The sequence below is a fragment of the Pseudomonas sp. LBUM1661 genome (assembly GCF_059695925.1).
Genome location: NZ_CP166794.1, coordinates 6,468,142 through 6,492,769 on the forward strand (window position 1 = coordinate 6,468,142; position 24,628 = coordinate 6,492,769).

Sequence of the window (24,628 nt, forward strand, 5' to 3'; positions counted from 1 at the left end):
ATCGGCAACTTCCGGACACACGGCCATTTCTGGGTGTTCCAGACGTCAATAGAAGCTCACTTCCCTTTTGATACCTGATTAGCCGCCCGGAGTGCTTCATGCCTGATTACCGCTCGAAAACATCCACCCATGGCCGCAACATGGCCGGCGCCCGCGCACTGTGGCGCGCAACGGGGATGAAAGATGACGACTTCAAAAAGCCGATCATCGCCATTGCCAACTCCTTCACCCAGTTCGTACCGGGCCACGTCCACCTCAAGGACCTGGGCCAACTGGTCGCCCGCGAAATCGAACGCGCCGGTGGTGTCGCCAAAGAATTCAACACCATCGCCGTGGATGACGGCATCGCCATGGGCCACGACGGCATGCTCTATTCGCTGCCGAGCCGCGAGATCATTGCCGACTCCGTCGAATACATGGTCAACGCCCACTGCGCCGACGCCATCGTCTGCATTTCCAACTGCGACAAGATCACCCCTGGCATGCTGATGGCCGCCCTGCGCCTGAACATTCCGGTGATCTTCGTTTCCGGCGGCCCGATGGAAGCCGGCAAGACCAAACTGGCCAGCCACGGTCTCGACCTCGTCGACGCCATGGTGATTGCCGCCGACTCCAGCGCTTCTGACGAGAAAGTCGCTGAGTACGAGCGCAGCGCCTGCCCGACGTGCGGTTCGTGCTCCGGCATGTTCACCGCCAACTCGATGAACTGCCTGGTCGAAGCCCTGGGCCTGGCATTGCCGGGCAACGGTTCGACCCTGGCCACCCACAGCGACCGCGAACAGCTGTTCCTGCAGGCCGGCCGCACCATTGTCGAGCTGTGCAAGCGTTACTACACCGACAACGACGAGTCAGTGTTGCCGCGCAACATCGCCAACTTCAAGGCGTTCGAAAACGCCATGACCCTGGACATCGCCATGGGCGGTTCCACCAACACCATCCTGCACTTGCTGGCCGCGGCCCAGGAAGCCGAGATCGATTTCGACCTGCGCGACATCGACCGCCTCTCCCGCCACGTACCGCAACTGTGCAAGGTCGCGCCGAACATCCAGAAGTACCACATGGAAGACGTGCACCGCGCTGGCGGGATCTTCAGCATCCTCGGTTCGCTGTCCCGTGGTGGTCTGCTGCACACCGACCTGCCGACTGTGCACAGCAAGACCCTGGCCGAAGGCATCGCCAAGTGGGACATCACCCAGACCGACGACGAAGCCGTGCATCACTTCTTCAAGGCCGGTCCCGCGGGCATCCCGACGCAAACCGCGTTCAGCCAGTCGACCCGTTGGGAAACCCTCGACGACGACCGTGAAAACGGCTGCATCCGCAGTGTCGAACACGCTTACTCGAAAGAAGGCGGCCTGGCCGTTCTCTACGGCAACATCGCGCTCGACGGCTGTGTGGTGAAAACCGCCGGTGTCGACGAATCGATCCACGTCTTCGAAGGCAACGCGAAGATCTTCGAAAGCCAGGACAGCGCCGTACGCGGCATCCTCGCGGACGAAGTGAAGGCCGGCGACATCGTGATCATTCGTTACGAAGGCCCGAAAGGCGGCCCGGGCATGCAGGAAATGCTGTACCCGACGTCGTACCTGAAATCCAAAGGCCTGGGCAAAGCCTGCGCCCTGCTCACCGATGGCCGCTTCTCGGGCGGCACCTCGGGCCTGTCCATCGGCCACGCTTCGCCAGAAGCCGCTGCCGGCGGTGCAATCGGCCTGGTGCAGGACGGCGACAAAGTGCTGATCGACATTCCGAACCGCTCGATCAACCTGTTGATCAGCGATGAAGAAATGGCTGGCCGTCGCGCCGAGCAGGATCAGAAAGGCTGGAAACCTGTGGAAAAACGTCCACGCAAGGTGACCACCGCCCTGAAGGCCTACGCCCTGTTGGCGACCAGCGCCGACAAGGGTGCCGTACGTAACAAGGCAATGCTCGACGGGCTGTAAGGCTTAACCGTCGAACAAAAAAAATGCCCCGCCAAGTGCGGGGCATTTTTGTTTATGCCGATCCCCCAAACACCGGAGATCAACTGTGGGAGCGAGCCTGCTCGCGATAGCGGAGTGTCAGGCAACATCAATGGTGACAGACAAACTGCTATCGCGAGCAGGCTCGCTCCCACAGTTGGATGTGTGGTGCTTACTGGATTTCTTCAGGTTTGACGATCACCCAGTTCTTGTCCGCTGTCACCGGCAACCCTTCCTTGGCCTGGGCCGCAGCGTTCTTGGCCATCATGCCCTGGATCTGGGTCATGTACTTGTCCTTGCGGTTGACCCACAAGTGGATGCCGCCCTTGGCCACGTCGACGCTGTGGAACAGCATGTAACCGTCGCTGGTTGGCGTATCTCCACCCACCAGGATCGGTTTTTTCCACTCATCGATGTACGTCAGGATCGCCGCCTGCTTGCCCGCCATCCAGGTCGCCGGGGTCCACAGGTACGGGGTCAGTTCCAGGCCGAGGTTGGCCTTCTCGTCATACTTGCCGGCGGTGATCTGCTTGCGCGCCGTGGTCAGCTCGCCAGTCTTGGGATCCTTGAGCAGCAGGCTCACGCCGATGACGTTTTGCGGTTTGACGTTGTAGCCATACTTCGGATCGGCCGCGACCATGCGCACCAGTTCTTCGGAGGCGGCGGTCATGACGTAGACCTCGATGCCGTTCTCCATCAGCTTGGTGTAGAGCTCTTGCTGACCGGTGAAGATTTTCGGCGGGTTGACGTCGAGGTTCTTCACCACGTCGCCTTCGTAGTAAGTGGCCGGCACCGGTTTGCCGGAGGCCATCAACTCGTCGACATAGCCTTTAAGCTCGGTCAGCGTGAAGCCGGAGAACACCTGCGCGACCCACGGGTAGCAAACCATGTCGTCGAGTTCGCAGAGGCGGTAGTAGTAGCTGAACAGGCTTTCCTTGTGCTCAGCGGTGTCTTTGAACGGGATCAGTTTCAGGGAAGGGTCGAGCTTGTCGCGGGTGATCAGGCCCTTGTTCTCCATGAACGGCAGCAACGACTCTTCGAGGTCGTAGCGGTAACTGGTGTTGTCCATGTCGAACACCGCGTAGTTACCTTTGTTGGCATTGGCCGCAATCATTGCGTCCAGCGCCTTGGCCTGATCGACTGGCCAATGCTTCAGATCCGTGGCGAGTACCTGGCCGGCGAGGCCCAGACAGAGTGCGGCAACCAAAAATTTCGGTGCGAACTTCATTGGCATTTCTCCCTGATTCAAAGATATCGACGCTATCAAATTAGTGTGACAGTCCCCGTCTGCCTGCGACCGCCCGCGTCCCTTTCGCGTCAGCTGCATCCCCGACAACGACACCCGCTTATTCCAAAAACGACAGTTAACAGACTTTTTTGATATTAATTCATTAGTTTTCAAGCTGTTAGGCTTGCCGGTTCGCAGCTGCCCCGGAAGGTGGCTGGCACAAGTCTCTCTCGGAGTTCACATGAATCTGCCGCTGATCCTCAATCTGCTGGTATTCCTCGCCCTGCTCTTTGGTCTGGCGCAAACCCGTCATACGACGTGGAGCTTAGCTAAAAAAGTCCTGCTCGCCCTGGTGCTGGGCGTGGTGTTCGGTGTGGCGTTGCACACCGTTTACGGTGCCGGCAACCCGGTGCTGAAAGCCTCGATCGGCTGGTTCGATCTGGTGGGCAACGGTTACGTGCAGTTGCTGCAAATGATCGTGATCCCGCTGGTGTTTGCCTCGATCCTCAGCGCCGTGGCGCGTCTGCACAACGCTTCGTCGCTGGGCAAGATCAGCTTCCTGACCATTGGCACGCTGCTGTTCACCACCGCCATCGCCGCGTTGATCGGTATCGGCCTGACCAACCTGTTCGGCCTGACCGCCGAAGGTCTGGTCGCCGGCACCCAGGAAATGGCGCGCCTGCAAACCATCCAGACCGACTACGCGGGCAAGGTCGCTGACCTGAATGTGCCGCAGCTGTTGTTGTCGTTCATTCCGCAAAACCCGTTCGCCGATCTGGCACGGGCCAAGCCGACCTCGATCATCAGCGTGGTGATTTTCGCCGCGTTCCTCGGCGTCGCGGCGCTGCAACTGCTGAAGGACGATGTCGAGAAAGGTCAGAAAGTGATCAACGCCATCGACACCCTGCAAGCCTGGGTGATGCGCCTGGTGCGTCTGGTGATGAAGCTGACCCCGTACGGTGTCTTGGCGCTGATGACCAAAGTGGTCGCCGGTTCCAACCTGCAGGACATCATCAAGCTCGGCAGTTTTGTGGTGGTTTCCTACATCGGCCTGGGCCTGATGTTTGTAGTCCATGGCCTGCTGGTGTCGGCGGCCGGGATCAACCCGCTGCGGTTCTTCCGCAAGATCTGGCCAGTGCTGACGTTTGCCTTCACCAGCCGTTCGAGCGCCGCGACGATTCCGCTGAGCATTGAAGCGCAGACCCGTCGCTTGGGCATCCCGCAATCCATCGCCAGTTTCGCCGCCTCGTTCGGCGCGACCATTGGCCAGAATGGTTGTGCCGGTCTGTACCCGGCGATGTTGGCAGTGATGGTGGCGCCGACCGTGGGGATCAATCCGCTGGACCCGCTGTGGATCGCGACCTTGGTGGCGATTGTCACGCTGAGCTCGGCCGGTGTGGCGGGAGTGGGGGGTGGTGCGACGTTCGCGGCGTTGATCGTGCTGCCGGCGATGGGTCTGCCAGTGTCACTGGTGGCGTTGCTGATCTCGGTTGAGCCGTTGATTGATATGGGGCGCACGGCGTTGAACGTCAGCGGGTCGATCACGGCGGGGGCGATTACCAGCCAGATCATGCAGCAGACGGATAAAGAGTTGCTGGATGCGGATGAGCATTCCGAGTTAGCTCACGCTTGATCTGAGTCTGATAGACCGCTATCGCTGGCAGGCCAGCTCCCACAGGGGATTTGTGTCGATCACAGAACCCATGTGGGAGCTGGCCTGCCAGCGATGCTTTTAAGCCTTTTCCCAGACTTCGAAGGTGTACGCTGGTTTGTCGCCTTCGGCCGGATTCGGCATATTCGACACCAGCGTCCACTCGTTCAAATCAAACGCCGGAAACCACGCATCCCCCTCCGGGCTCAGCGCCACGCGCGTCAAATACAGCCGATCGGCCTGTGCCAACCCTTGCGCATACAACTGCGCGCCACCAATCAACATCACCTCATCGACGCCCTGCTCGTTCGCCCATTCTTCGGCGCGAACCACGGCGGCCTCCAGCGACGGATAAACCTCCGCACCTTGCAACACCAGGTCCGCCTGACGGCTGACCACGATGTTCAGCCGGCCCGGCAGTGGACGACCGAGGGAATCCCAGGTCTTGCGACCCATGATGATCGGCTTGCCGAGGGTGGTGGCCTTGAAGTATTTGAAGTCCCCCGGCAAGTGCCAGGGCATGCTGTTGTCGACGCCGATCACAAGGTTTTCACCGAGGGCTGCGATCAGGCTGAGGGGGAGTGATTTAGTCATGCCGGCGAGGATACCAGAGCCTCCGCTTCTCGCAACGTGGCCCCCCGACAAGCGCCACAGCGGTTATGCTCACAGCTGGATTGAGCGACGGGATGCCGCGTGACTGAACTGAATAACCTCTGGCTGACGGAAACCATTCGCCTGCGCGAAGAACACGCCGGCCCTCTGGATGATATGGAAGCCAACCGACTGGCGCGCAGCGCGGGTGGCGACCTGCCGGCCCGCATTCAACGTCGCGCGTTGTGGCTGGCTGAGCGCGATGGACTGACCGCCGCCCTCAAACATTGGCTGCAAGGTGCGCGCCTGGCGCTGCTGGTGTTGGCGGTGCTAGCCATAGTCAGCGGCGCCGGCCTGGCGTTTGCCGCACTCGGCGACGGCCAAACGTCGGTCAACGTGTTCTGGGCGTTGGGCAGCCTGCTCGGGCTGAACCTGATCCTGCTGCTGAGCTGGGCGCTAGGCCTGGTGTTTGCCGGTGAACACGGCGCGACGCTGGGCCGCTTGTGGCTGTGGCTCAGCGAAAAACTCGCCCGCGATGCCAAAGCCGCGCAACTTGCGCCGGCCCTGCTGTTGTTGCTGCAACGGCAGAAACTCAATCGTTGGGCGCTCGGTGTGCTGGTCAACGGCCTGTGGTTGCTGGCGATGCTCAGCGCCCTGGTGACGCTGCTGATGCTGATGGCGACCCGGCGTTACGGCTTCGTCTGGGAAACCACGATTCTCGGCGGCGAGACCTTCGTGATCATGACCCAAAGCCTCGGCGCCCTGCCCGCCTTGCTAGGGTTCAGCGTGCCCAGCGTCGAAATGATCCGCGCCAGTGGCGATGCCGCGCTGAACATCGAAAGCGCCCGCCAGGCCTGGGCCGCGTGGCTGGTCGGGGTGTTGCTGGTGTATGGCGTGGTACCGCGTCTGCTGCTTGCTCTCTTTTGCCTGTGGCGCTGGAAATCCGGCCAAACCAAATTGCGCCTGGACTTGAACCTGCCCGGCTACGCCCAACTGCGCGAACGGCTGATGCCCACCAGCGAACGCCTGGGCATCAGCGATGCCGCGCCCGAACACCTTCATCGCGTCGAGACCGCGGCCAGTGACCTGCGCAGCGATGGCGCATTACTGGTGGCCATCGAACTGGACGATCAACGCCCATGGCCACCGCAACTGCCGAAAAGCGTGAACAACGCGGGCATCCTCGACAGCCGCGAATCGCGCCACAAACTGCTCGAACAACTGAGCCGCTTTCCCCCGGCACGCTTGGCCATCGCCTGCGATCCACGGCGCTCGCCGGACCGTGGCAGCCTGGCACTGATCGCCGAACTGGCGCGCAACGCCAGCGCCACCCGCGTCTGGTTGCTGCAAGCACCGCCCGGCGAAGCGCTGGATGCCGAGCGCCTCGGCGACTGGCATGTGGCGCTGCAACAGCTGGAGCTGCCGTTCGCCGATTGCGCGCCGTTGAATTGGCTGGAGACCGGTCATGACTAAGCCCTGGAAACCGCCACTGAAACTCGCAGTGGTCGGCCACACCAATGTTGGCAAAACCTCGCTGCTGCGAACGCTGACCCGTGATGTCGGTTTCGGCGAAGTGTCCCATCGTCCCAGCACGACTCGGCATGTCGAAGGCGCGCGGTTATCAGTGGACGGCGAACCCTTGCTCGACCTGTTCGACACCCCCGGCCTGGAAGACGCGATCGCCCTGCTCGACTACCTCGAACGTCTGGAGCGACCCGGCGAACGCCTTGACGGCCCGGATCGACTGGCGCGATTTCTTGACGGCAGCGAAGCGCGACAGCGTTTCGAACAGGAAGCCAAAGTGCTGCGGCAACTGCTGACCTGCGATGCCGGTCTCTACGTGATCGACGCTCGCGAACCGGTGCTGGCCAAGTACCGCGACGAACTGGAGGTGCTGGCCAGCTGCGGCAAACCGCTGCTGCCGGTGCTGAATTTCGTCAGCAGCGCCAACCACCGCGAACCGGATTGGCGCGAAGCGTTGGCGCGGCTGGGCTTGCATGCACTGGTGCGTTTCGACAGCGTCGCACCGCCAGAAGATGGCGAACGTCGACTCTATGAAAGCCTCGCGCTGCTGCTGGAAAACTCTCGCGAACAACTGGAGCGGCTGATCGCCGATCAGCAAGCGCAACGCCTCGCTCGTCAGCAGAGCGCGGCGCGCCTGATTGCTGAATTGTTGATCGACTGCGCGGCGTGCCGACGCAGCGTGGCGAGTAATGCCGAAGAGGAACAGCACGCCATCAGCGAACTACGCAAAGCGGTTCGCCAGCGAGAACAGCGCTGCGTCGAGGCGCTGCTCAAGCTCTACGCCTTCCGCCCGCAGGACGCGGCGACCAGTGACCTGCCGCTGCTCGACGGGCGCTGGGGCGATGACTTGTTCAATCCGGAAACCCTCAAGCAACTGGGCGTGCGAGTCGGCAGCGGAATCGCCGCGGGCGCAGCGGCCGGCGCCGGGGTCGACTTGCTGGTGGGCGGCCTGACGCTTGGCGCGGCCGCATTGGCCGGGGCGATTGCCGGCGGCGCCCTGCAAACCGCACGCAGTTACGGCAGCCGCTTGCTGGGCAAGATCAAAGGCCAGCGTGAGCTGACCGTCGATGACAGCGTGCTGCGTCTGTTGGCGCTGCGCCAACGGCAACTGCTGCAAGCGCTGGAGGCCCGAGGGCACGCGGCAATGGACAGCATTCAGGTGGCCACGCCCCAGGACAAATCCTGGCGCGAAGGCAAACTGCCCGAGGCCCTGAACAAGGCACGGGCGCATCCGCAGTGGTCGTCGCTCAATCCGCATTCGAAATTGAATCAGACGGAAAGGCAGGAGCAGGTTGAGGAATTGGCGCAGCAGCTTTAGATCTGCGGTGTTTGGGCGCGGCCATCGCGGGCAAGCCCGCTCCCACAGGATCTGCGGCGCTCACAAAACCTGTGGGAGCGGGCTTGCCCGCGATGGCCGCGACTCGACCTCATGTAATTACGCAGCCAACAGGCGCAACGCCTTCCCCTTCAACACCGCAAGATCAATCACCGGCACCCACATCTCCTTGGCCTGCTCATCCCACTGGCGCATCCGCAGACTGACGGCACACAGCGGGTCCTGCTCGAAGGCTTCTGCTTCTTCAACGCTCATCACACCGCCCTGATATTCCAGGGTCCGGCGGCTGGCTTCGCTCAGGCGTTCGTAGTACCCAGGCTCCTTGAGCGTCAGATAACGCTTGGCCTGAACGTGGTATTCCACCAGCCGTGCCATGCGCTCGCTGAAGCCTGCGCGACGCAGGTAGTCGGCGCCCAGGCGCTCATGACTGACTACGCCAAACCCACCCATGTTCTCGGCATTCTCGGCACAGATATGCCCGATGTCGTGGAAGAACGCCGCCAGCACCACTTCGTCGTCGAAGCCTTCGGCCATGGCCCGTTCAGCGGCCTGGGACATGTGCTCGATCTGCGACACCGGCTCGCCGATGTAATCGCTGTCACCGAAGCGTTCGTACAACGCAAACACCTCGGCGATCACTTGTTCATTGCGCTCCATTAATGTTCTCCCAATAAGGTCGCGACGTTACGTTCGGCCATCGCCGGGCCGACGCTCATGCCCACACCGGTGTGCATCAACGCGACGCTCACACCCGGCATCGGCCGCAGGAACGAGAACGGTCCCGGCCCCCGTGAACCATAGACACCCTGCCAGCGTTCGACCACTTGCACCTTGCAGCCCAGCGTTTGCTCGGCCAGTTCAAGCATCCAGTTGTCGACCTGCTCGGCGTTGAACGGCGACGGGTCGCTGCCGTAATGGTGGGAATCGCCGATGATCAATTCGCCATACGGCGTCGGGCTGATCAGCAGGTGGATGCCGTGTTCATGCAGGTGTGGTTCCTCTCGCAAAATTTGCGCCTGCACCGCCGCCGCTTCCGGCAGATCGGCGAACGCGCCGTAGTGCACGCAGCTCAAACCGGTGAGCAACGCATGTTGCAGGTTGAGGTTGATTTGCGGCCGGGCGCGGAGCATTTGCAGGCGGCAGATGTGCGGGTTGAGTTCGGCGATGGGCTCGGCCAGCAAGGTCTGATAATCGTGGCCTGAGCAGACGATGATCTGCTCGGCGCCGAAAGTTCCAGCGGTACTGTGCAAACGCCCCGGCTCGATGTCGCGCACCAGGGTGGAGAAGTGAAATTCGACCCCGAGTTCGCGACGCAGGTAATCGATCAACGCCGGAATCGCTTCGCGCGAATACAGTTGCTGATCGTCCATGCCGTGCAACGCGGCGCGGTGATGGCGGAACTGGCCGCCGTACAGATCGCGCAAGGCGGCGCCGCGCAGCAGCTCGACGCGGTAACCGTGCTCCACGGCGCGGCCGGCGCAGAAGGTGTCCAGCAGGTGTTCTTCGGCTTCGGTGCGGGCGAACAGGTACGAGCCGTTGCGCTTGAGTTGCAGGCCGGCCACGTCTGCCCAATGGCCCCAGATGTCGCGGCTGGCCTTGGCCAGTTCAAGCATCGGGCCCGGGGGTTGGCCGGTGACGAGTGCCTGGCCGAAGTTGCGCACCGAGGCGCCGAGTGGCGTTTCGCTGCGTTCGAAGACGGTGACTTTAAGACCGCGTTTGGCGGCGGCGTAAGCGTGGGACAGGCCGAGGATGCCGGCGCCGATGATCAGCATGTCGTTGTGGTGTGTCATGGAGATTTTCCCTGAATGGGAGACCGCTATCGCTAGCAGGCTAGCTCCCACAGGAAATCGGGGGTGTTCACAAAGTTTGTGTCCACTGAAGATCCAATGTGGGAGCTAGCCTGCTAGCGATGAGGTCCTTACAGACTACGAAGATTTATTTGGCAGCCACTTTCTCGGACTTGCCGTCATAACGCTTACGCCACTCGGTCAAAATCTCGTCACGATTCTTCGACGCCCAGGCAAAGTCGTTCTTGATCAAACGCTGCTCGTAATCCGCCGGCAATTCGGTCTGCGGCTTGGCGATACCTGGCTGAGCGAGCACCGCGAAGTTCTCTTTATACAGCTCCATCGCCGCCGGGCTGGCCGAGAAGTCAGCCAGTTTCTTCGCCGCTTCTTCGTGCTGCGTGCCCTTGATCACGGCGGTCGCTTCGATCTCCCAGCCCAGGCCTTCTTTCGGCAGGATGATGTCCAGCGGCGCGCCCTGGCGTTTCAGCTGAACTGCCGGGTATTCAAAGGAAATACCGATCGGGAATTCGCCCGCCGCCGCCAGTTTGCAAGGCTTGGAACCGGAGTGAACGTACTGACCGATGTTCTGGTGCAGGTCGTCCATGTACTGCCAGCCCTGCTTCTCGCCGAAGGTTTGCAACCAGGCGCTGACGTCGAGGAAACCCGTGCCGGACGACGCCGGGTTGGGCATGACGATCTTGCCTTTGTACTCAGGCTTGGTCAGGTCCTGCCAGCTCACCGGTTTCGTCAGACCCTGCTTCTCGGCTTCGACGGTGTTGAAGCAAATGGTCGCCGCCCAGACGTCCATGCCGACCCAGGCTGGCGGGTTGGCGGCGTCGCGGTAGTTGCCGCCGATCTTGCCCAGGTCTTTCGGCGCGTAGCTTTGCAGCATGCCTTGCTGATCGAGGATCGCCAGGCTCGAAGCGGCCAGGCCCCAGACGGCGTCAGCCTGCGGTCGGGCTTTTTCGGCCAGCAGTTTGGCGGTGATGATCCCGGTGGAATCACGCACCCACTTGATCTCGACGTCCGGGTTGGCCTTTTCGAAGGCGTCCTTGTAGGTCTTCAGTTGTTCGGCTTCGAGGGCGGTGTACACCGTCAACTCGGTTTTCGCCGCGAAGGCGTTCAGGCTGAAAGCGGTGAGGACAGCAGCGGCCAGGGCCAGGGGCTTGAACATGATCGTTTTCCTGTTTGAGTTGAAGGTGTGAGTCAGTTGCCAGGCGCGGTCTGCCGCCAGGCCTGTGAGCGGCGCAGCAACCCGCGCGAGGCCCAGGCCAGCAGCAGGGACACGCCCGCCGAGGTGAACAGAATCAGGGTCGACATCGCTGCCGCACCGCCGACGTTGCCGGCGTCGTCCATGTTCAACACCGCCACCGCCGCAAGGATGGTGTCGGGGCTGTAGAGGAAGATCGCCGCCGAGACGGTGGTCATGGCCGAGACGAACAGGTAGCGCACGATGTCCAGCAACGCCGGCAGGCAGATCGGCACGGTGACCCGCAGGTAGTGCCGATACAGCGGCGCTTTGAGCGACAGCGCGGCGGCTTCAAATTCGGCGTCGAGTTGGCGCAGCGCCGTGGTCGCGGTCATTTGCGCGGTGGTCAAATAGTGAGCAATGGTGCAGACCACCAACAGGGTCATGGTCCCGTAGAGCACATGCAGCGGGTTGCCGGTGAGGTTGAAGAAGAAGACGTAACCCAACCCCAGCACCAGACCCGGCACCGCCATCGGCACGAAACTGAGCATGCGCAGGGTCAGGTTCAACCCGCGCTGGCCCTTGGTTTTTTCCATCAGGTAGGCGCCAGTGAAGATCAGCACGCTGCCGATCAACGCCGTGCACAGGGCCATTTTCACGCTGTTGCCGTAGGCCAGCCAGCCGCCGCCCGCCGTGTCGTTGAACTGGTAATGGTTGAGCGACAGCGACAGGTTGTACGGCCAGAATTTCACCAGCGACGAGAACACCGCCATGCCGAACACCAGCAGCAACACCGCGCAGATCAGCAACACGATCGCCAGGTAGCAGCCGTCGCGCAGTGTCGATGGCGCCGGTTTGAACACTTGCGCACGGCCGCTCATGGAGTCGCCGTGACGCCGACGCAGCCAGGCGTCGACACCGAAGCTGAACAGCGCCGGCAGCAGCAGGACCATACCGATCAACGCGCCGCGACCGAATTGTTGCTGGCCGACCACGGCTTTGTAGGCTTCCAGCGCCAGCACTTGATAGTCGCCACCGACCACCACGGGCACGCCGAAATCGGTGATGGTCAGGGTGAACACCAGGCAGAACGCCGCGAATACCGCCTGCCGCGTCGCCGGCCAGGTGATGCTGCGAAAGGCTTTCGCCGGGCTCGCGCCCATGCTGGAGGCGGCATCGAACAGTCGCGCATCCGCCAGGGACAGCGCCGACAGCAAAATCATCAAGGCGTGTGGGAAGGTGTAGATCACCTCACCGAGCACAATGCCCCAGAAACCGTAGATATTGTCCGAGAGCAAACCGCGCAACATGCCCTGATTGCCAAACAGATAAACCAGCGCAATCCCCGGCAGCATCGACGGCGCCATCAGCGGCAGCAGCGACATGCCGCGCCAGATGCCTTTACCGGGAATCAGGGTGCGTTGCAGGGCGTAGGCAAACAGGTAGGCCAGCGGTACGACAATCGCCGCGACACTGAGGGAAACTTTCAGGCTATTGCCGAGCAACCAGTGGAAGTTCTCACTGGTGACCAGTTCACGGGCCGCCACCCAACCACCGCCCTGCCCGGCTTCAGAACTGAAACCACGCCAGAAGATCGCCAGCAACGGCATCAACACGGCGACGCCGAGCAACACCAGCAAAAGGATTTTGCCGCCGACCACGAACACCCGGTCGCCGATCTCGGCACGGGAGGTCTGCCGAACCTGCTTGTGCGGTATCGGCAGCGCGATGTTCGCGCTCATCAGGCAAACACCTGCAGGCTGCGTGGCGGCAAGGCGACCATGATCTGCTGGGCGCCGAGGCGCGGCATGGCTTCCGGGGCGAGTTCGGCCAGCAGCGGATGACCGGGCAGTTGGTCAAGTTCGAAGCTCATGCGGCAGCGGTTGCCGAGGAAGGTGATTTCGCGAACCTTGGCCGGGAACAGGTTTTCTTCATGCACCACAGGGTTGATGTTGATCGCTTCGGGACGGCAGAACAGACGACCCGATGGGGTTTTGGCACTGCCCTCCGCCAGGCGCATGCTCATTCCGCCAACCTGCGCATGGCTGTCGCTGCTGCGGCTGAACGGCAGCCAGTTGCCCTGACCGACGAATTCCGCCACAAACGGCGTCGCCGGGCGGTCGTATATTTCCTGCGGCGTGGCGTATTGCTCGACCTTGCCGTTGTTCATCACGGCGATGCGGTCGGCCATCAGCATTGCTTCGTCCTGATTGTGCGTGACCATCAGGGTGGTGATGCCGAGGTTGCGCTGCAACTGGCGCAGCTCGGTGCACAAGTGCTCGCGGACTCGGGCGTCGAGGGCCGACATGGGTTCGTCCAGCAGCAACAACGAAGGCGCCGGGGCCAGGGCGCGGGCCAGTGCGACGCGTTGCTGTTGGCCGCCGGACAATTGGCCGGGGTACTTTTTCTCACTGCCGATCAGGCCGACCAGTTCCAGCATCTGAGCGACGCGCTTGCGCACTTCATCGCGACCGCTGCCGGCGAGGCCGTAGGCAATGTTCGCTTCGACGGTGAGATTGGGGAACAGCGCGTAGGACTGGAACAGAATGCCGTAGTCCCGAGCTTGGGGCGCCAGGTGGGAAACGTCGCGATCACCGAGGTACAACTCGCCGCCGTCCTGTTTCTCCAGACCGGCGATGCAGCGCAGCAAGGTGGTTTTGCCGCAGCCCGACGGGCCGAGCAGACACACCAGCTCACCGGCCGCGACGTCGAGGGAAACGTTGTCCAGCGCGGTGAACGCGCCGAAGCGTTTCTGCACGCTGCGCACCCGCATCGGGGCGCCGGGGTTGGTCAGGGCTGTTGCGATCGAATGGTTCATGGACGGACCTCATCAAGCAGATGAGGCTCATCCTAGGGATGTAATGCGTACGTCATGTGGCAGTGAGGCAAAAACGGCCGATAGTGGTATTCGGGGATTTGGGTTGAGGTGATTCGTTGTCCGGACTGACGCCATCGCGGGCAAGCCCGCTCCCACAGGTTTTACACAATCCTGTGGGAGCGGGCTTGCCCGCGATGAGGCCATGACTGGCGACGAGGATTTCTAGGCCGGGGCCATTTCCTGCGCCAACCCCAAAAACGCCGCCGGCAGCCGCGCGCCTTTGCGCTCCTTGAGGCAGTACAGATACTCGGGAATCTGCGGCGCATTCTCGATGGTCAGCACGCGCAATTGCGGATCATGCGGCACTTCCTGCCGGGCAATGATGCTGATGCCGATGTTGCGCAGCACCGCCTCGCGGATCGACTCACGGCTGCCGATCTCCAGCAGTGGCCCGAAACTCACCCCCGCGCTAGCCAATAACTCTTCCGTCAGTCGACGAGTCGTCGAGCCCGACTCACGCATCAACAGCGTATGCCCGGCCAACGCACTAAGCGGCACATGATCGTGAATCGCCAGCGGATGATTGCGGTGCACCGCCAGCACCAGCGGATCGCTGCCGAGCACCCGGCGAATCAGCCGCGCATCGTCGAGCAACTGCGAAGACGCGGCGACATCGACCCGGTAATCCTCCAGTGCTTCGAGAACCTGCTGGGAGTTGCCGATTTCCACCGACACTTCCACTTGCGGCAAGCGCTCGCGGAAAGTCTTCACCAGATCGAGGATGTAATACGGCGCCGTGGCGGCGATGCGCAACGTGCCCTGAATCTGGCCGCTGTTACGCAGGAAGAACTCGATATCGGCTTCCTGCTGCAACAGCGCCTTGACCATCGGCAGCAACCGCGCACCTTCGTCGCTGACGGTGAGGCGGCGGCCGCCTCGGTAGAACAGTTCAACCGAGTACTGACTTTCCAGGTGCCGAATCTGAGTCGTCACCGTGGGCTGGCTCAAGCCGAGCTTTTTCGCCGCCAGGGTGATACTGCCCAAACGGGCAACCATGTAAAACGCCTTCAGCTCGGCACTCAGCACACCGTTCCCTCATCCTTTATTTACGCAGCAGGCGCAAACCGTTGAACACCACCAACAGGCTCACACCCATGTCGGCGAACACCGCCATCCACATGGTGGCGATCCCGGCGAAGGTTACCCCAAGAAAGATCGCCTTGATGATCAATGCGAGGGCGATGTTCTGCTTGAGGATGCTTGAGGTCTGCCGCGACAGTCGGATGAACGCCGGGATCTTGCGCAAATCGTCGTCCATCAGGGCGACATCGGCGGTCTCGATGGCGGTATCGGTACCCGCTGCGGCCATGGCGAAACCGATCTCGGCCCGTGCCAATGCCGGGGCGTCGTTGATGCCGTCGCCGACCATACCGACGTTGTGGCCCTGTGCATAAAGCGCTTCGATGGCTTGCAGCTTGTCGGTCGGCAGCAAATCGCCCTTGGCCTCGTCGATGCCGACTTGCGCGGCAATCGCCTGAGCGGTGTGCACGTTGTCGCCGGTGAGCATCAGGGTTTTGATGCCCAGATCGTGCAGTTGCTGGATCGCCTCGCGGCTCGACTCTTTCACCGTGTCCGCCACGGCGAACAGCGCCAAGGGGCCGGATTGATCGAGCAGCAGCACCACGGACTTGCCCTGTTTTTCCAGCGCGAACAACTTTTCTTCGAGCGCCGGCGAGCACAGGTTCAGCTCTTCCACCAGACGATGGTTGCCCAAGTGGTAGGTCTGACCGTTGATGTCGCCGCGTACCCCACGACCGGCCAGCGCTTCGAAGTTATCCACAACGACCGAGGTGAATTGTTTATCCACAGCCGCGTTGGCGATGGCCAACGACACCGGGTGATCCGAACGACCGGCCAGCGCCGCCGCAATGGCCGGGGCTGTTTGCTCGGCGGTTTGGTCAAGGGACAGGTAATCGGTCTGCACCGGTTTGCCGTGGGTGATCGTGCCGGTCTTGTCCAGCGCCAGGTAATCGAGCTTGTAACCGCCCTCCAGATAGACGCCGCCCTTGACCAGAATGCCTTTGCGCGCCGCTGCCGCGAGGCCGCTGACAATGGTCACTGGCGTAGAAATCACCAGCGCACATGGGCAAGCCACCACCAGCAACACCAAGGCCCGGTAGATCCAGTCGAACCAGACCGCGCCCATGAACAACGGCGGAATCACCGCGACTGCCAGGGCCAGGATGAACACCGCCGGGGTGTAGATTTTCGAGAAGCTGTCGACGAAACGCTGGGTCGGCGCCCGCGCGCCTTGAGCCTGTTCGACGGCGTGGATGATGCGCGCCAGGGTCGAATTGTTCGCTGCGGCGGTCACGGCATATTCCAGTGAGCCCGCCTGGTTGATGGTGCCGGCGAACACTTTGTCGCCCACGGTTTTCTCGACAGGCAGGCTTTCGCCAGTGATCGGCGCCTGGTCGATGGTCGAGTTGCCCGACACCACTTCGCCGTCGAGACCGATTCGCTCGCCGGGGCGCACTCGCACTCGCGCGCCCAGTTCGATGGTTTTGACGTCTTGTTCAATCCAGCTGCCGTCAGCCTGCTGCACCGTCGCCTGCTCCGGCGTCATCTGCATCAGGCCGCCGATGGCGTTGCGCGCGCGGTCCAGGGATTTGGCTTCGATCAACTCGGCCACGGTGAACAGGAACATCACCATCGCCGCTTCCGGCCATTGACCGATCAGGATCGCGCCCGTCACCGCGATGCTCATCAGCGCGTTGATGTTCAGGTTGAGGTTTTTCAGGGCGATCCAGCCCTTCTTATACGTACCGAGGCCGCCGCTGAGGATCGAGACCAGCGCAATGACCGCCACCACCCAGTTCGGTGCAGCGTCGGTGAAGTGAATGACTTCGGCCGCCAGTGCGCCAACGCCGGACAGCGCCAACGGCCAACAGGGCTTTTTCTCGGGCGCCGGGGCTGGCGCTTCAACGCCCTGCTCCAGTGGCTCGGCCTGCATGCCGAGGGACTTGATGGCGTCGATGATCGGCGCGGTGCTCGGCAGGTCGTGGGTCACGCCCAACACCCGGTTGATCAGGTTGAATTCCAGTTGTTGCACACCCGCGAGCTTGCCCAGTTTGTTCTGGATCAGCGTCTGTTCCGTGGGGCAGTCCATGGCATCGATGCGGAAACTGCTGAGCCGTGCGCTAGCAGTCGGCGTTTCGCTCAACTTGATCAGCGACGGTGCCGCCACTTTGGCGGAACAGCAGGAATCCCCGTGGCTGCCGTGGTCATGTTTCTGTACAGGCTGCAGCTTGTGGCTGTGATCGTGATCGTGATCGTGATCGTGATCGTGATCGTGATCAGCCTCGGGTTTGTGGGTGTGAAGGGAATCGCTCATTGGTCGCGTCCATAAAGGTGCCTGTTGCCAAGTAAAGACCCTGTAGCCACTATAGGGTCAAGCACCCATTTGGAGATGGCCGTCATGAAGATCGGAGAACTGGCGAAACTCACCGACTGCGCCGTGGAAACCATCCGCTACTACGAGCGCGAAAACCTGCTGCCGGAGCCGGCCCGCAGCGACGGCAACTATCGCGTCTACACCCAGGCCCACGCCGAACGCCTGACCTTCATCCGCAACTGCCGCACCCTCGACATGACCCTCGAGGAAATCCGCAGCCTGCTGGCCTTGCGCGACAGCCCGCAGGATCAGTGCGAAAGCGTCAATGCGCTGATCGACGAACACATCCACCACGTCAAGGCACGGATCGATGGCTTGCTGGCATTGCAAGCACAGCTGCTCGACCTGCGCCAACGCTGTGGCGAAGGGCCGGATATCGAACAGTGCGGGATTTTGCAGCGGCTGGAAGTCAGCGGCGGGGTTGTGGCGACGGAAGTGGAGCATTCCCACGTGGGCCGCAGTCACGGCCATTGAGCCCACCACAGAACCCAATGTGGGAGCTAGCCTGCTAGCGATCGCGGTTTTTCAGTCACATCATTATTGGATGTGCCGTCGCTATCGCTAGCAGGCTAGCTCCCACAGGGGGATTGCGTGCAGATTGTCAGACCGCCATTGGCGCGGTCATTGGCGCGTGGTGTTCGTAGCCTTCCAGCGAGAAATCGCTTGGTTCGATCAACTCCAGCCACTCCGGCTGGTACACGCCGGTCTTGGCAAACTCCGGCACACGGTCGCTGATGACCAGTTTCGGCATCGGGAACGGCTCGCGCTTGAGCTGTTCGTTGAGCATGTCCAGGTGGTTTTCGTAGACGTGCGCATCGCCGATGAAATAGGTGAACCAGCGCGGCGTGTAGCCGGTCAGGCGTCCGATCAGGCTCAGCAGCGCGGCGCCTTCGGTGAGGTTGAACGGCGTGCCCAGGCCCAGGTCATTGGAGCGGATGTAGAGGGTCAGGGAGATTTCCCTGGTCTCGACATTCGGATGGAACTGGTACAGCAGATGGCACGGCGGCAAGGCCATTTCATCGAGCTGGGCAACGTTCCAGCCGTGGAACAGGATGCGGCGGCTGCCCGGGTCCTTGATGATGGTGTCGATGCACTGGCGAATCTGGTCGATCGCCTTGTACAGCACCACGTAGGCCTGGCCGTCTTCCTCGCCTTCCGCGATCTGGCGATAGCCTTGCTTCAGGGTCTGTTCGATGGCGGCCTGGTTGCTGACCGGGATCTGCTTGTACGCCGGCCATTTGCGCCATTGCACGCCGTAGATTTCGCCGAGGTCGTCTTCACCCTGACGGAACGGGTTGGCCAGCCACTGGGCGTTTTCGTTGGCGTTCTGATCCCAGACCTTGCAGCCCAGCGCGCGGAATTCGGCGGCGTTGTTCACCCCACGCAGGAAACCACACATCTCGCCAATGGCCGATTTGAAGGCCATCTTGCGCGTGGTGATCGCCGGGAAACCTTCCTTCAGGTCGTAACGCAGCATCGCGCCGGGAAAGCTGATGGTGTTGACGCCGGTGCGGTTGGCCTGTTTGGTGCCGTTCTTGATGACGTGGGCGACCAGTTCGAGATATTGCTTCATGAATTACCTGTGTCCTTGAACCCGGAGCCGTCGCACCGGGGTTCGAATTTTTAGCGCCTGCTTGTTAGACCGCCGCGGCTGGAGCCGCCGGGGCACGGCGGTACGCCAGCCAGATCAGGAACAGCCCGCCGACGATCATCGGCACGCACAGCACCTGACCCATGGTCAGCCAGTTCCAGGCCAGATAGCCCAGCTGCGCATCCGGCACGCGGACGAATTCGACGATGAAACGGAAGATGCCATAGAACAGCGCGAACATCCCGGACACCGCCATGGTCGGCCGCGGTTTGCGCGAGAACAACCAGAGGATGGCGAACAGTGCCACACCTTCCAGGGCGAACTGGTACAGCTGCGACGGGTGACGCGCCAATTGCGCCGGATCGGTCGGGAAGACCATCGCCCACGGCACATCGGTGGCCTTGCCCCACAATTCGGCGTTGATGAAGTTGCCAATACGTCCGGCGCCCAGACCGATTGGTACCATCGGTGCAACGAAGTCCATCAGCTGGAAGAACGACTTGCCGTTCTTTTTACCGAACCACAACGCGGCCAGCATCACGCCGATGAACCCGCCGTGGAACGACATGCCGCCCTTCCACACTTCAAAGATCAACAGCGGGTTGGCGATGTAAGCACTCAGATCGTAGAACAGCACATAACCCAAACGGCCGCCGACGATAACGCCCATCGACATCCAGAAGACCATGTCGGAGAGTTTCTCCTTGGTCCAGGTTGGGTCGAAGCGGTTCAACCGGCGCGACGCCAGCAGCCAGGCGCCGCCAATGCCGATCAGGTACATCAGGCCGTACCAGTGGATTTTCAGCGGACCGATGGCCAGGGCCACCGGGTCGATCTGCGGGTAAGGCAGCATTGCGACTCCTCGTTAGAGTTGAAAGCTTCAAAATTCCCGGGCGACGCTGCCACCTCAGGATTAAGCCAGGATTGCGCCGCGTGCTAGAGCAGGAAGCTCAGGCCCACGCAGAACAGCAAAGCGGCGAACAGACGTTTCAGCAAGCGTGGCGACAAATTGTGCGCCAGCCGCGCACCGAAGCGGGCGAAGACCATGCTGGTCAGGGCGATCCCCAGCAGCGCCGGCAAATAAATAAAACCGAGACTATGGGCCGGCAGCAACGGATCGTGCCAGCCCAGAATCATGAAACTTAATGCACTGGCCAGGGCGATGGGCAGGCCGCAGGCCGACGAGGTCGCCACCGCTTGCTGCATCGGCACGCTGCGCCAGGTCAGGAACGGCACGGTCAGTGAGCCGCCGCCAATCCCGAAGATCGCCGAGGCCCAGCCAATCACAGTGCCCGCCACGGTCAGACCGACTTTTCCCGGCACCGTTCGGCTCGCCTTGGGTTTGAAGTCCAACGCCAGTTGCACGGCGATGATCAGCGCAAACACGCCAATGATTTTTTGCAGGTTCGGGCCGGAGATCGCTTCAGCGGTCAGCGCGCCAAACCCGGCGCCAATCAGAATGCCGAGGGTCATCCAGGCGAAGATCGGCCAGCGCACGGCGCCGCGGCGGTGATGCTCGCGCACCGCGTTGACCGAGGTGAAGATGATCGTGGCCAGGGACGTACCGACCGCCAGGTGGGTCAGGATCGACGTATCGAAACCCTGCAAGGTGAAACTGAACACCAGCACCGGGACGATGATGATCCCGCCGCCGACGCCAAAGAGCCCGGCCAGCACGCCTGCGCAGGCGCCCAGCGCCAGATAGAGCAGAAATTCCATGGTGTTTCCCCGCCCATCCCCAAAACCGGAGCGGCATGGTAACGGATGCACGGCCTCAAGCTCTACTGTGCAAGGCGATGGATCGACAGACGATGACTGCGTAGAGTGGGCAAAAAACACACAAGGACCACCTTATGTGCCTGATTGTTTTCGCCTGGCGACCCGGCCACGCGCAGCCGCTGATCGTTGCCGCCAACCGCGACGAGTTCTACGCCCGGCCGAGCCGGCCCCTGGCGCAATGGCCCGAAGCCCCGCACGTTCATGCCGGTCGCGACCTGGAGGCCGGCGGCACTTGGCTCGGTGTCGGCGCCAATGGCCGCTTCGCCGCGCTGACCAATATCCGCGATCCCCATCAACCGCCCGCGCGAAAGTCGCGAGGTGAACTGGTGGCGCGATTTCTCACCGGCGACATGCCGATTGATGACTATTTGAACGACGTTGTCGGACGTTCGGTGGAATATGCCGGGTTTAACCTGCTGGTCGGCAATGCCAACGAGCTGTGGCACTTCAATGCCCGGGAGACTGAGGCGGTGATGTTGCCGCCGGGGGTTTACGGGTTGTCGAACGCCGGGCTGGATACGCCGTGGCCGAAGCTGCTCAAGGCGCGGGCAGCACTGGAGGAAGTGCTGGACGATCCGCAGCCTGAGGCGCTATTGGCGATTTTGAACGATTCGCAGACGGCACCGTTTGCCGAGCTGCCGGACACCGGGGTGGGCCTGGCGACGGAGACGTTGCTGTCGAGTGTGTTTATTGCCAGTCCGACTTATGGGACGCGGGCGAGTACGGCGTTGATTGTTCAGGCGGATGGCACGCGGCATATGGTCGAAAGGAGTTTCGGGCCGTATGGCGGGCATCTTGGGGAAGTAGACGTCAGGGTTTAGGTCGCTGTCGTCAGGACTGGCCGCATCGCGAGCAGGCTCGCTCCCACAGGGGATTGTGTCGATCACAGATCCAATGTGGGAGCGAGCCTGCTCGCGATGCGGCCACCAGCCGTTTAAAGGGTCTTGACCGAAGCCGGATTAATCATCCGCGCCAACCCAAGGTTCTTCAGCGCCAGTTGCAGCGAGCTGTGGATAACTTGCGGGTTGTCGATGGTCATCAACTCCGCCAACAGTTCCTTGGCCCGGCTCAGGTTGATCTGGCGCAGCATCCACTTCACTTTCGGCAAGTTGGTGGCGTTCATCGACAGGCTGTCGAAGCCCATCGCCATCAACAGCACCGCCGCCGCCGGGTCACCGGCCATCTCGCCGCAGATGCTCACCGGCTTGCCCTCGGCATGGGCATCACGCACCACACTCTGAAGCGCTTGCAGGACCGCTGGGTGCAGGTAGTCGTAGAGGTCGGCCACTCGCGGGTTGTTTCGGTCCACCGCCAGCAGGTACTGGGTCAGGTCGTTGGAACCGACCGACAGGAAGTCCACTTGCCGCGCCAATTCCTTGGTCTGATACACGGCCGCCGGAATTTCGATCATTACCCCAATCGGCGGCATCGGCACGTCACAGCCTTCATCGCGCACTTCGCCCCAGGCCCGGTGAATCAGGTGCAGGGCTTCTTCCAGCTCGTGGGTGCCGGAGATCATCGGCAACAGAATTCGCAAGTTGTTCAGGCCTTCGCTGGCCTTGAGCATGGCGCGGGTCTGCACCAGGAAGATTTCCGGGTGGTCGAGCGTCACGCGAATGCCGCGCCAGCCGAGGAACGGGTTGTCTTCCTTGATCGGGAAGTACGACAGCGACTTGTCACCGCCGATGTCCAGGCTGCGCATGGTCACCGGTTGCGGGTGGAACGCGGCGAGTTGCTCGCGATAAATCGCCAGTTGCTCTTTTTCACTCGGGAAGCGCTGGTTGATCATGAACGGCACTTCGGTGCGGTACAGGCCCACGCCCTCAGCGCCGCGCTTCTGCGCCCGCGCCACGTCCGCCAGCAGGCCGGTGTTGACCCACAGCGGCATACGGTGGCCATCGAGGGTCACGCACGGCAAGTCCCGCAGCGCATCCAGCCCGAGGGCCAGTTGCTTCTCTTCCTCGACCACTTCGGCGAACTGCTTGCGCAGCACTTCGCTGGGGTTGGTGTAGACCTCGCCGTGGTAGCCGTCGACGATCATCTGGATGCCATCGACTTTCGAGTACGGCAGGTCGACCAGGCCCATCACCGTCGGGATGCCCATGGCGCGCGCCAGGATCGCCACGTGGGAGTTGCCGGAACCGAGTACCGAAACCAGACCGACCAGCTTGCCTTCCGGCACCTCGCCGAGCATGGCCGGCGTCAGTTCTTCGCTGATCAGAATGGTGTTGTCGGGGTAGACCAGCGTCTGCTGACGCTCTTCCTGCAAGTACGCCAGCAAGCGCCGGCCAAGGTCCTTGACGTCCGAGGCGCGCTCACGCAGGTAGGCGTCGTCCATCAATTCGAAGCGGTTGACGTGCTCGGTGACCACCTGACGCAGAGCGCCCTGGGCCCACTGGCCAGTCTTGATCACGGTGGTGATTTCGCTGCCGAGCGAGGCATCGTCGAGCATCATCAGGTAGACGTCGAACAGCGCGCGCTCTTCCGGGCGCAGCTGGTTTGCCAGTTTGGCGGACAAGGCGCGCATGTCGGCGCGCACGCCTTCGATGGCAGTCTTGAACAGCCCGAGCTCGGCTTCGATGTCGGTGATGGTCTTGTCCGGCACCACGTCCAGATCGGCCGGTGGCAGCATGACCACCGCCGTACCGACCGCCGCACCCGGCGAACCCGGCACACCGACGAACTTGGCTTCCTGGATGCCCTTGCCCTGACGACCCAGGCCACGGATCGAACCGGTGGCCTCGGCGTGGGCGATAACACCGGCGAGCTGCGCGCTCATGGTCACGAGGAAGGCTTCTTCACCTTCATCGAATTGGCGACGTTCTTTTTGCTGAATGACCAACACGCCGACGACGCGGCGGTGGTGAATGATCGGCGCCCCGAGGAACGAGGCGTAGCGCTCTTCACCGGTCTCGGCGAAGTAGCGGTAGCGCGGGTGATCCGCGGCGTTTTCGAGGTTCAGGGGTTCTTCACGCGTGCCGACCAGGCCGACCAGACCTTCGTTGGGTGCCATGCTGACTTTGCCGATCGAGCGCTTGTTCAAGCCCTCGGTGGCCATCAGCACGAAGCGGTTGGTCTCAGGGTCAAGCAGGTAGACCGAGCAGACCTGGCTGCCCATGGCCTCTTTGACGCGCAACACAATAATCCCCAACGCCGCCTTGAGATCCTTGGCGGAGTTAACTTCCTGGACGATCTTGCGCAGCGTATTGAGCATGGCTCGGGGTCGAACTCCGTCGTCAGTCGCGCGTTAAAAGGCGCGGGGCAAGCTCTTTGAGAGCGCGTCGATACACTTCGCGCTTGAATGTCACCACCTGGCCCAACGGATACCAATAACTGACCCAGCGCCAGCCATCGAATTCCGGTTTACCGGTCAAATCCATCCGCACCCGCTGCTCGTTGGAGATCAGGCGCAGGAGAAACCATTTCTGTTTCTGGCCGATGCACAGCGGTTGGCTGTGCGTCCTGACCAGACGTTGCGGCAAACGATAGCGCAACCAGCCCCGGGTGCAGGCGAGAATTTCAACATCTTCGCGTTCCAGGCCCACTTCTTCGTTCAACTCGCGGTACAAGGCGTCTTCCGGCGTCTCCTGGGGGTTGATACCTCCCTGTGGAAACTGCCAGGCATCTTGATTGATACGGCGAGCCCATAGCACCTGGCCGGCATCATTCGTGAGAATGATCCCGACATTGGGGCGGAAACCATCGGGGTCGATCACGGCAAC

At 61.9% G+C, this 24,628-nt stretch carries 20 protein-coding genes; 6 read left to right on the top strand and 14 right to left on the bottom strand.

The genetic code is table 11. From position 1 onward, the window contains the following. Window positions 1-98: 98 nt before the first annotated feature. Window positions 99-1,940 (top strand): dihydroxy-acid dehydratase, encoded by a 1,842-nt coding sequence (gene ilvD, locus ACA057_RS29765; RefSeq protein ID WP_497344493.1) that lies wholly within the window; start codon window positions 99-101, stop codon window positions 1,938-1,940. A gap of 190 nt (window positions 1,941-2,130) precedes the next feature. On the opposite strand, the gene ACA057_RS29770 is transcribed toward ilvD, so the two are convergent. Continuing rightward, on the bottom strand, window positions 2,131-3,186 hold the full coding sequence (locus ACA057_RS29770; protein ID WP_497344495.1) for an HAD family hydrolase: 1,056 nt from the start codon (window positions 3,184-3,186) through the stop codon (window positions 2,131-2,133). Between the two features lie 241 nt (window positions 3,187-3,427). Here ACA057_RS29770 and ACA057_RS29775 point away from each other — a divergent pair, with 241 nt between their 5' ends. Beyond that, entirely contained in the window at window positions 3,428-4,819 is a 1,392-nt protein-coding gene (locus ACA057_RS29775; RefSeq protein ID WP_497344497.1) for an L-cystine transporter, read from the top strand. Between the two features lie 99 nt (window positions 4,820-4,918). Here the strand turns inward: ACA057_RS29775 and ACA057_RS29780 are convergent, their stop codons facing one another. Then, window positions 4,919-5,431, bottom strand: coding sequence for a dihydrofolate reductase (locus ACA057_RS29780; RefSeq protein ID WP_497344499.1), 513 nt, complete (start codon window positions 5,429-5,431; stop codon window positions 4,919-4,921). A 99-nt stretch (window positions 5,432-5,530) separates the two neighbouring features. Between ACA057_RS29780 and ACA057_RS29785 the strand changes: the two genes are divergently transcribed. Together ACA057_RS29785 and ACA057_RS29790 are read left to right on the top strand one after the other, a co-directional pair. After that, entirely contained in the window at window positions 5,531-6,901 is a 1,371-nt protein-coding gene (locus tag ACA057_RS29785) for a DUF2868 domain-containing protein (protein WP_497344501.1), read from the top strand. Beyond that, window positions 6,894-8,270, top strand: coding sequence for a GTPase/DUF3482 domain-containing protein (locus ACA057_RS29790; protein WP_497344503.1), 1,377 nt, complete (start codon window positions 6,894-6,896; stop codon window positions 8,268-8,270). The genes ACA057_RS29785 and ACA057_RS29790 overlap by 8 nt, the downstream gene beginning before the upstream one ends. Before the next feature lie 117 nt (window positions 8,271-8,387). Here the strand turns inward: ACA057_RS29790 and ACA057_RS29795 are convergent, their stop codons facing one another. The 7 genes from ACA057_RS29795 to ACA057_RS29825 all read right to left on the bottom strand — a co-directional run bounded on the left by ACA057_RS29795 (window position 8,388) and on the right by ACA057_RS29825 (window position 17,476). Beyond that, window positions 8,388-8,945: a phosphonate degradation HD-domain oxygenase gene (locus tag ACA057_RS29795; RefSeq protein WP_497344505.1), complete on the bottom strand. Its 558-nt coding sequence runs from the start codon at window positions 8,943-8,945 to the stop codon at window positions 8,388-8,390. After that, window positions 8,945-10,078, bottom strand: coding sequence for a TIGR03364 family FAD-dependent oxidoreductase (locus tag ACA057_RS29800; protein ID WP_497344507.1), 1,134 nt, complete (start codon window positions 10,076-10,078; stop codon window positions 8,945-8,947). Before ACA057_RS29800 ends, ACA057_RS29795 begins: the two co-directional genes overlap by 1 nt. A 145-nt stretch (window positions 10,079-10,223) precedes the next feature. After that, window positions 10,224-11,249, bottom strand: coding sequence for a putative 2-aminoethylphosphonate ABC transporter substrate-binding protein (locus tag ACA057_RS29805; protein ID WP_059407303.1), 1,026 nt, complete (start codon window positions 11,247-11,249; stop codon window positions 10,224-10,226). A 32-nt stretch (window positions 11,250-11,281) separates the two neighbouring features. Then, the gene (locus tag ACA057_RS29810; protein WP_497344509.1) at window positions 11,282-13,006 is read right to left on the bottom strand and encodes a putative 2-aminoethylphosphonate ABC transporter permease subunit; all 1,725 of its coding nucleotides are present in this window, start codon (window positions 13,004-13,006) and stop codon (window positions 11,282-11,284) included. Next, the gene (locus ACA057_RS29815) at window positions 13,006-14,082 is read right to left on the bottom strand and encodes a putative 2-aminoethylphosphonate ABC transporter ATP-binding protein (protein ID WP_497344511.1); all 1,077 of its coding nucleotides are present in this window, start codon (window positions 14,080-14,082) and stop codon (window positions 13,006-13,008) included. Before ACA057_RS29815 ends, ACA057_RS29810 begins: the two co-directional genes overlap by 1 nt. Window positions 14,083-14,304: 222 nt before the next feature. Beyond that, the gene (locus tag ACA057_RS29820) at window positions 14,305-15,168 is read right to left on the bottom strand and encodes a LysR family transcriptional regulator (RefSeq protein ID WP_497344513.1); all 864 of its coding nucleotides are present in this window, start codon (window positions 15,166-15,168) and stop codon (window positions 14,305-14,307) included. Window positions 15,169-15,184: 16 nt separating this feature from the next. Beyond that, the gene (locus ACA057_RS29825) at window positions 15,185-17,476 is read right to left on the bottom strand and encodes a heavy metal translocating P-type ATPase (protein WP_497344515.1); all 2,292 of its coding nucleotides are present in this window, start codon (window positions 17,474-17,476) and stop codon (window positions 15,185-15,187) included. An 84-nt stretch (window positions 17,477-17,560) separates the two neighbouring features. Here ACA057_RS29825 and cadR point away from each other — a divergent pair, with 84 nt between their 5' ends. Beyond that, window positions 17,561-18,010, top strand: coding sequence for a Cd(II)/Pb(II)-responsive transcriptional regulator (cadR, locus tag ACA057_RS29830; protein WP_157712529.1), 450 nt, complete (start codon window positions 17,561-17,563; stop codon window positions 18,008-18,010). Window positions 18,011-18,137: 127 nt separating this feature from the next. On the opposite strand, the gene ACA057_RS29835 is transcribed toward cadR, so the two are convergent. The 3 genes from ACA057_RS29835 to ACA057_RS29845 all read right to left on the bottom strand — a co-directional run bounded on the left by ACA057_RS29835 (window position 18,138) and on the right by ACA057_RS29845 (window position 20,846). Continuing rightward, window positions 18,138-19,109, bottom strand: coding sequence for a thymidylate synthase (locus ACA057_RS29835; protein WP_497344518.1), 972 nt, complete (start codon window positions 19,107-19,109; stop codon window positions 18,138-18,140). A gap of 64 nt (window positions 19,110-19,173) precedes the next feature. Next, window positions 19,174-19,980, bottom strand: coding sequence for a prolipoprotein diacylglyceryl transferase (gene lgt / locus ACA057_RS29840; RefSeq protein WP_497344520.1), 807 nt, complete (start codon window positions 19,978-19,980; stop codon window positions 19,174-19,176). Window positions 19,981-20,063: 83 nt separating this feature from the next. After that, on the bottom strand, window positions 20,064-20,846 hold the full coding sequence (locus tag ACA057_RS29845; RefSeq protein ID WP_497344522.1) for a sulfite exporter TauE/SafE family protein: 783 nt from the start codon (window positions 20,844-20,846) through the stop codon (window positions 20,064-20,066). A 134-nt stretch (window positions 20,847-20,980) separates the two neighbouring features. On the opposite strand from ACA057_RS29845, the gene ACA057_RS29850 reads away from it, so the two are divergent. Beyond that, window positions 20,981-21,727, top strand: a complete 747-nt coding sequence (locus ACA057_RS29850) for an NRDE family protein (protein WP_497344524.1) — start codon at window positions 20,981-20,983, stop codon at window positions 21,725-21,727. 113 nt (window positions 21,728-21,840) lie between these two features. On the opposite strand, the gene ptsP is transcribed toward ACA057_RS29850, so the two are convergent. Further along, a complete protein-coding gene (ptsP, locus tag ACA057_RS29855; RefSeq protein WP_497344526.1) occupies window positions 21,841-24,120 on the bottom strand; it encodes a phosphoenolpyruvate--protein phosphotransferase in 2,280 nt (759 codons plus the stop codon). A gap of 22 nt (window positions 24,121-24,142) precedes the next feature. Then, window positions 24,143-24,622, bottom strand: coding sequence for an RNA pyrophosphohydrolase (locus ACA057_RS29860; protein ID WP_007945562.1), 480 nt, complete (start codon window positions 24,620-24,622; stop codon window positions 24,143-24,145). Window positions 24,623-24,628: the final 6 nt, after the last annotated feature.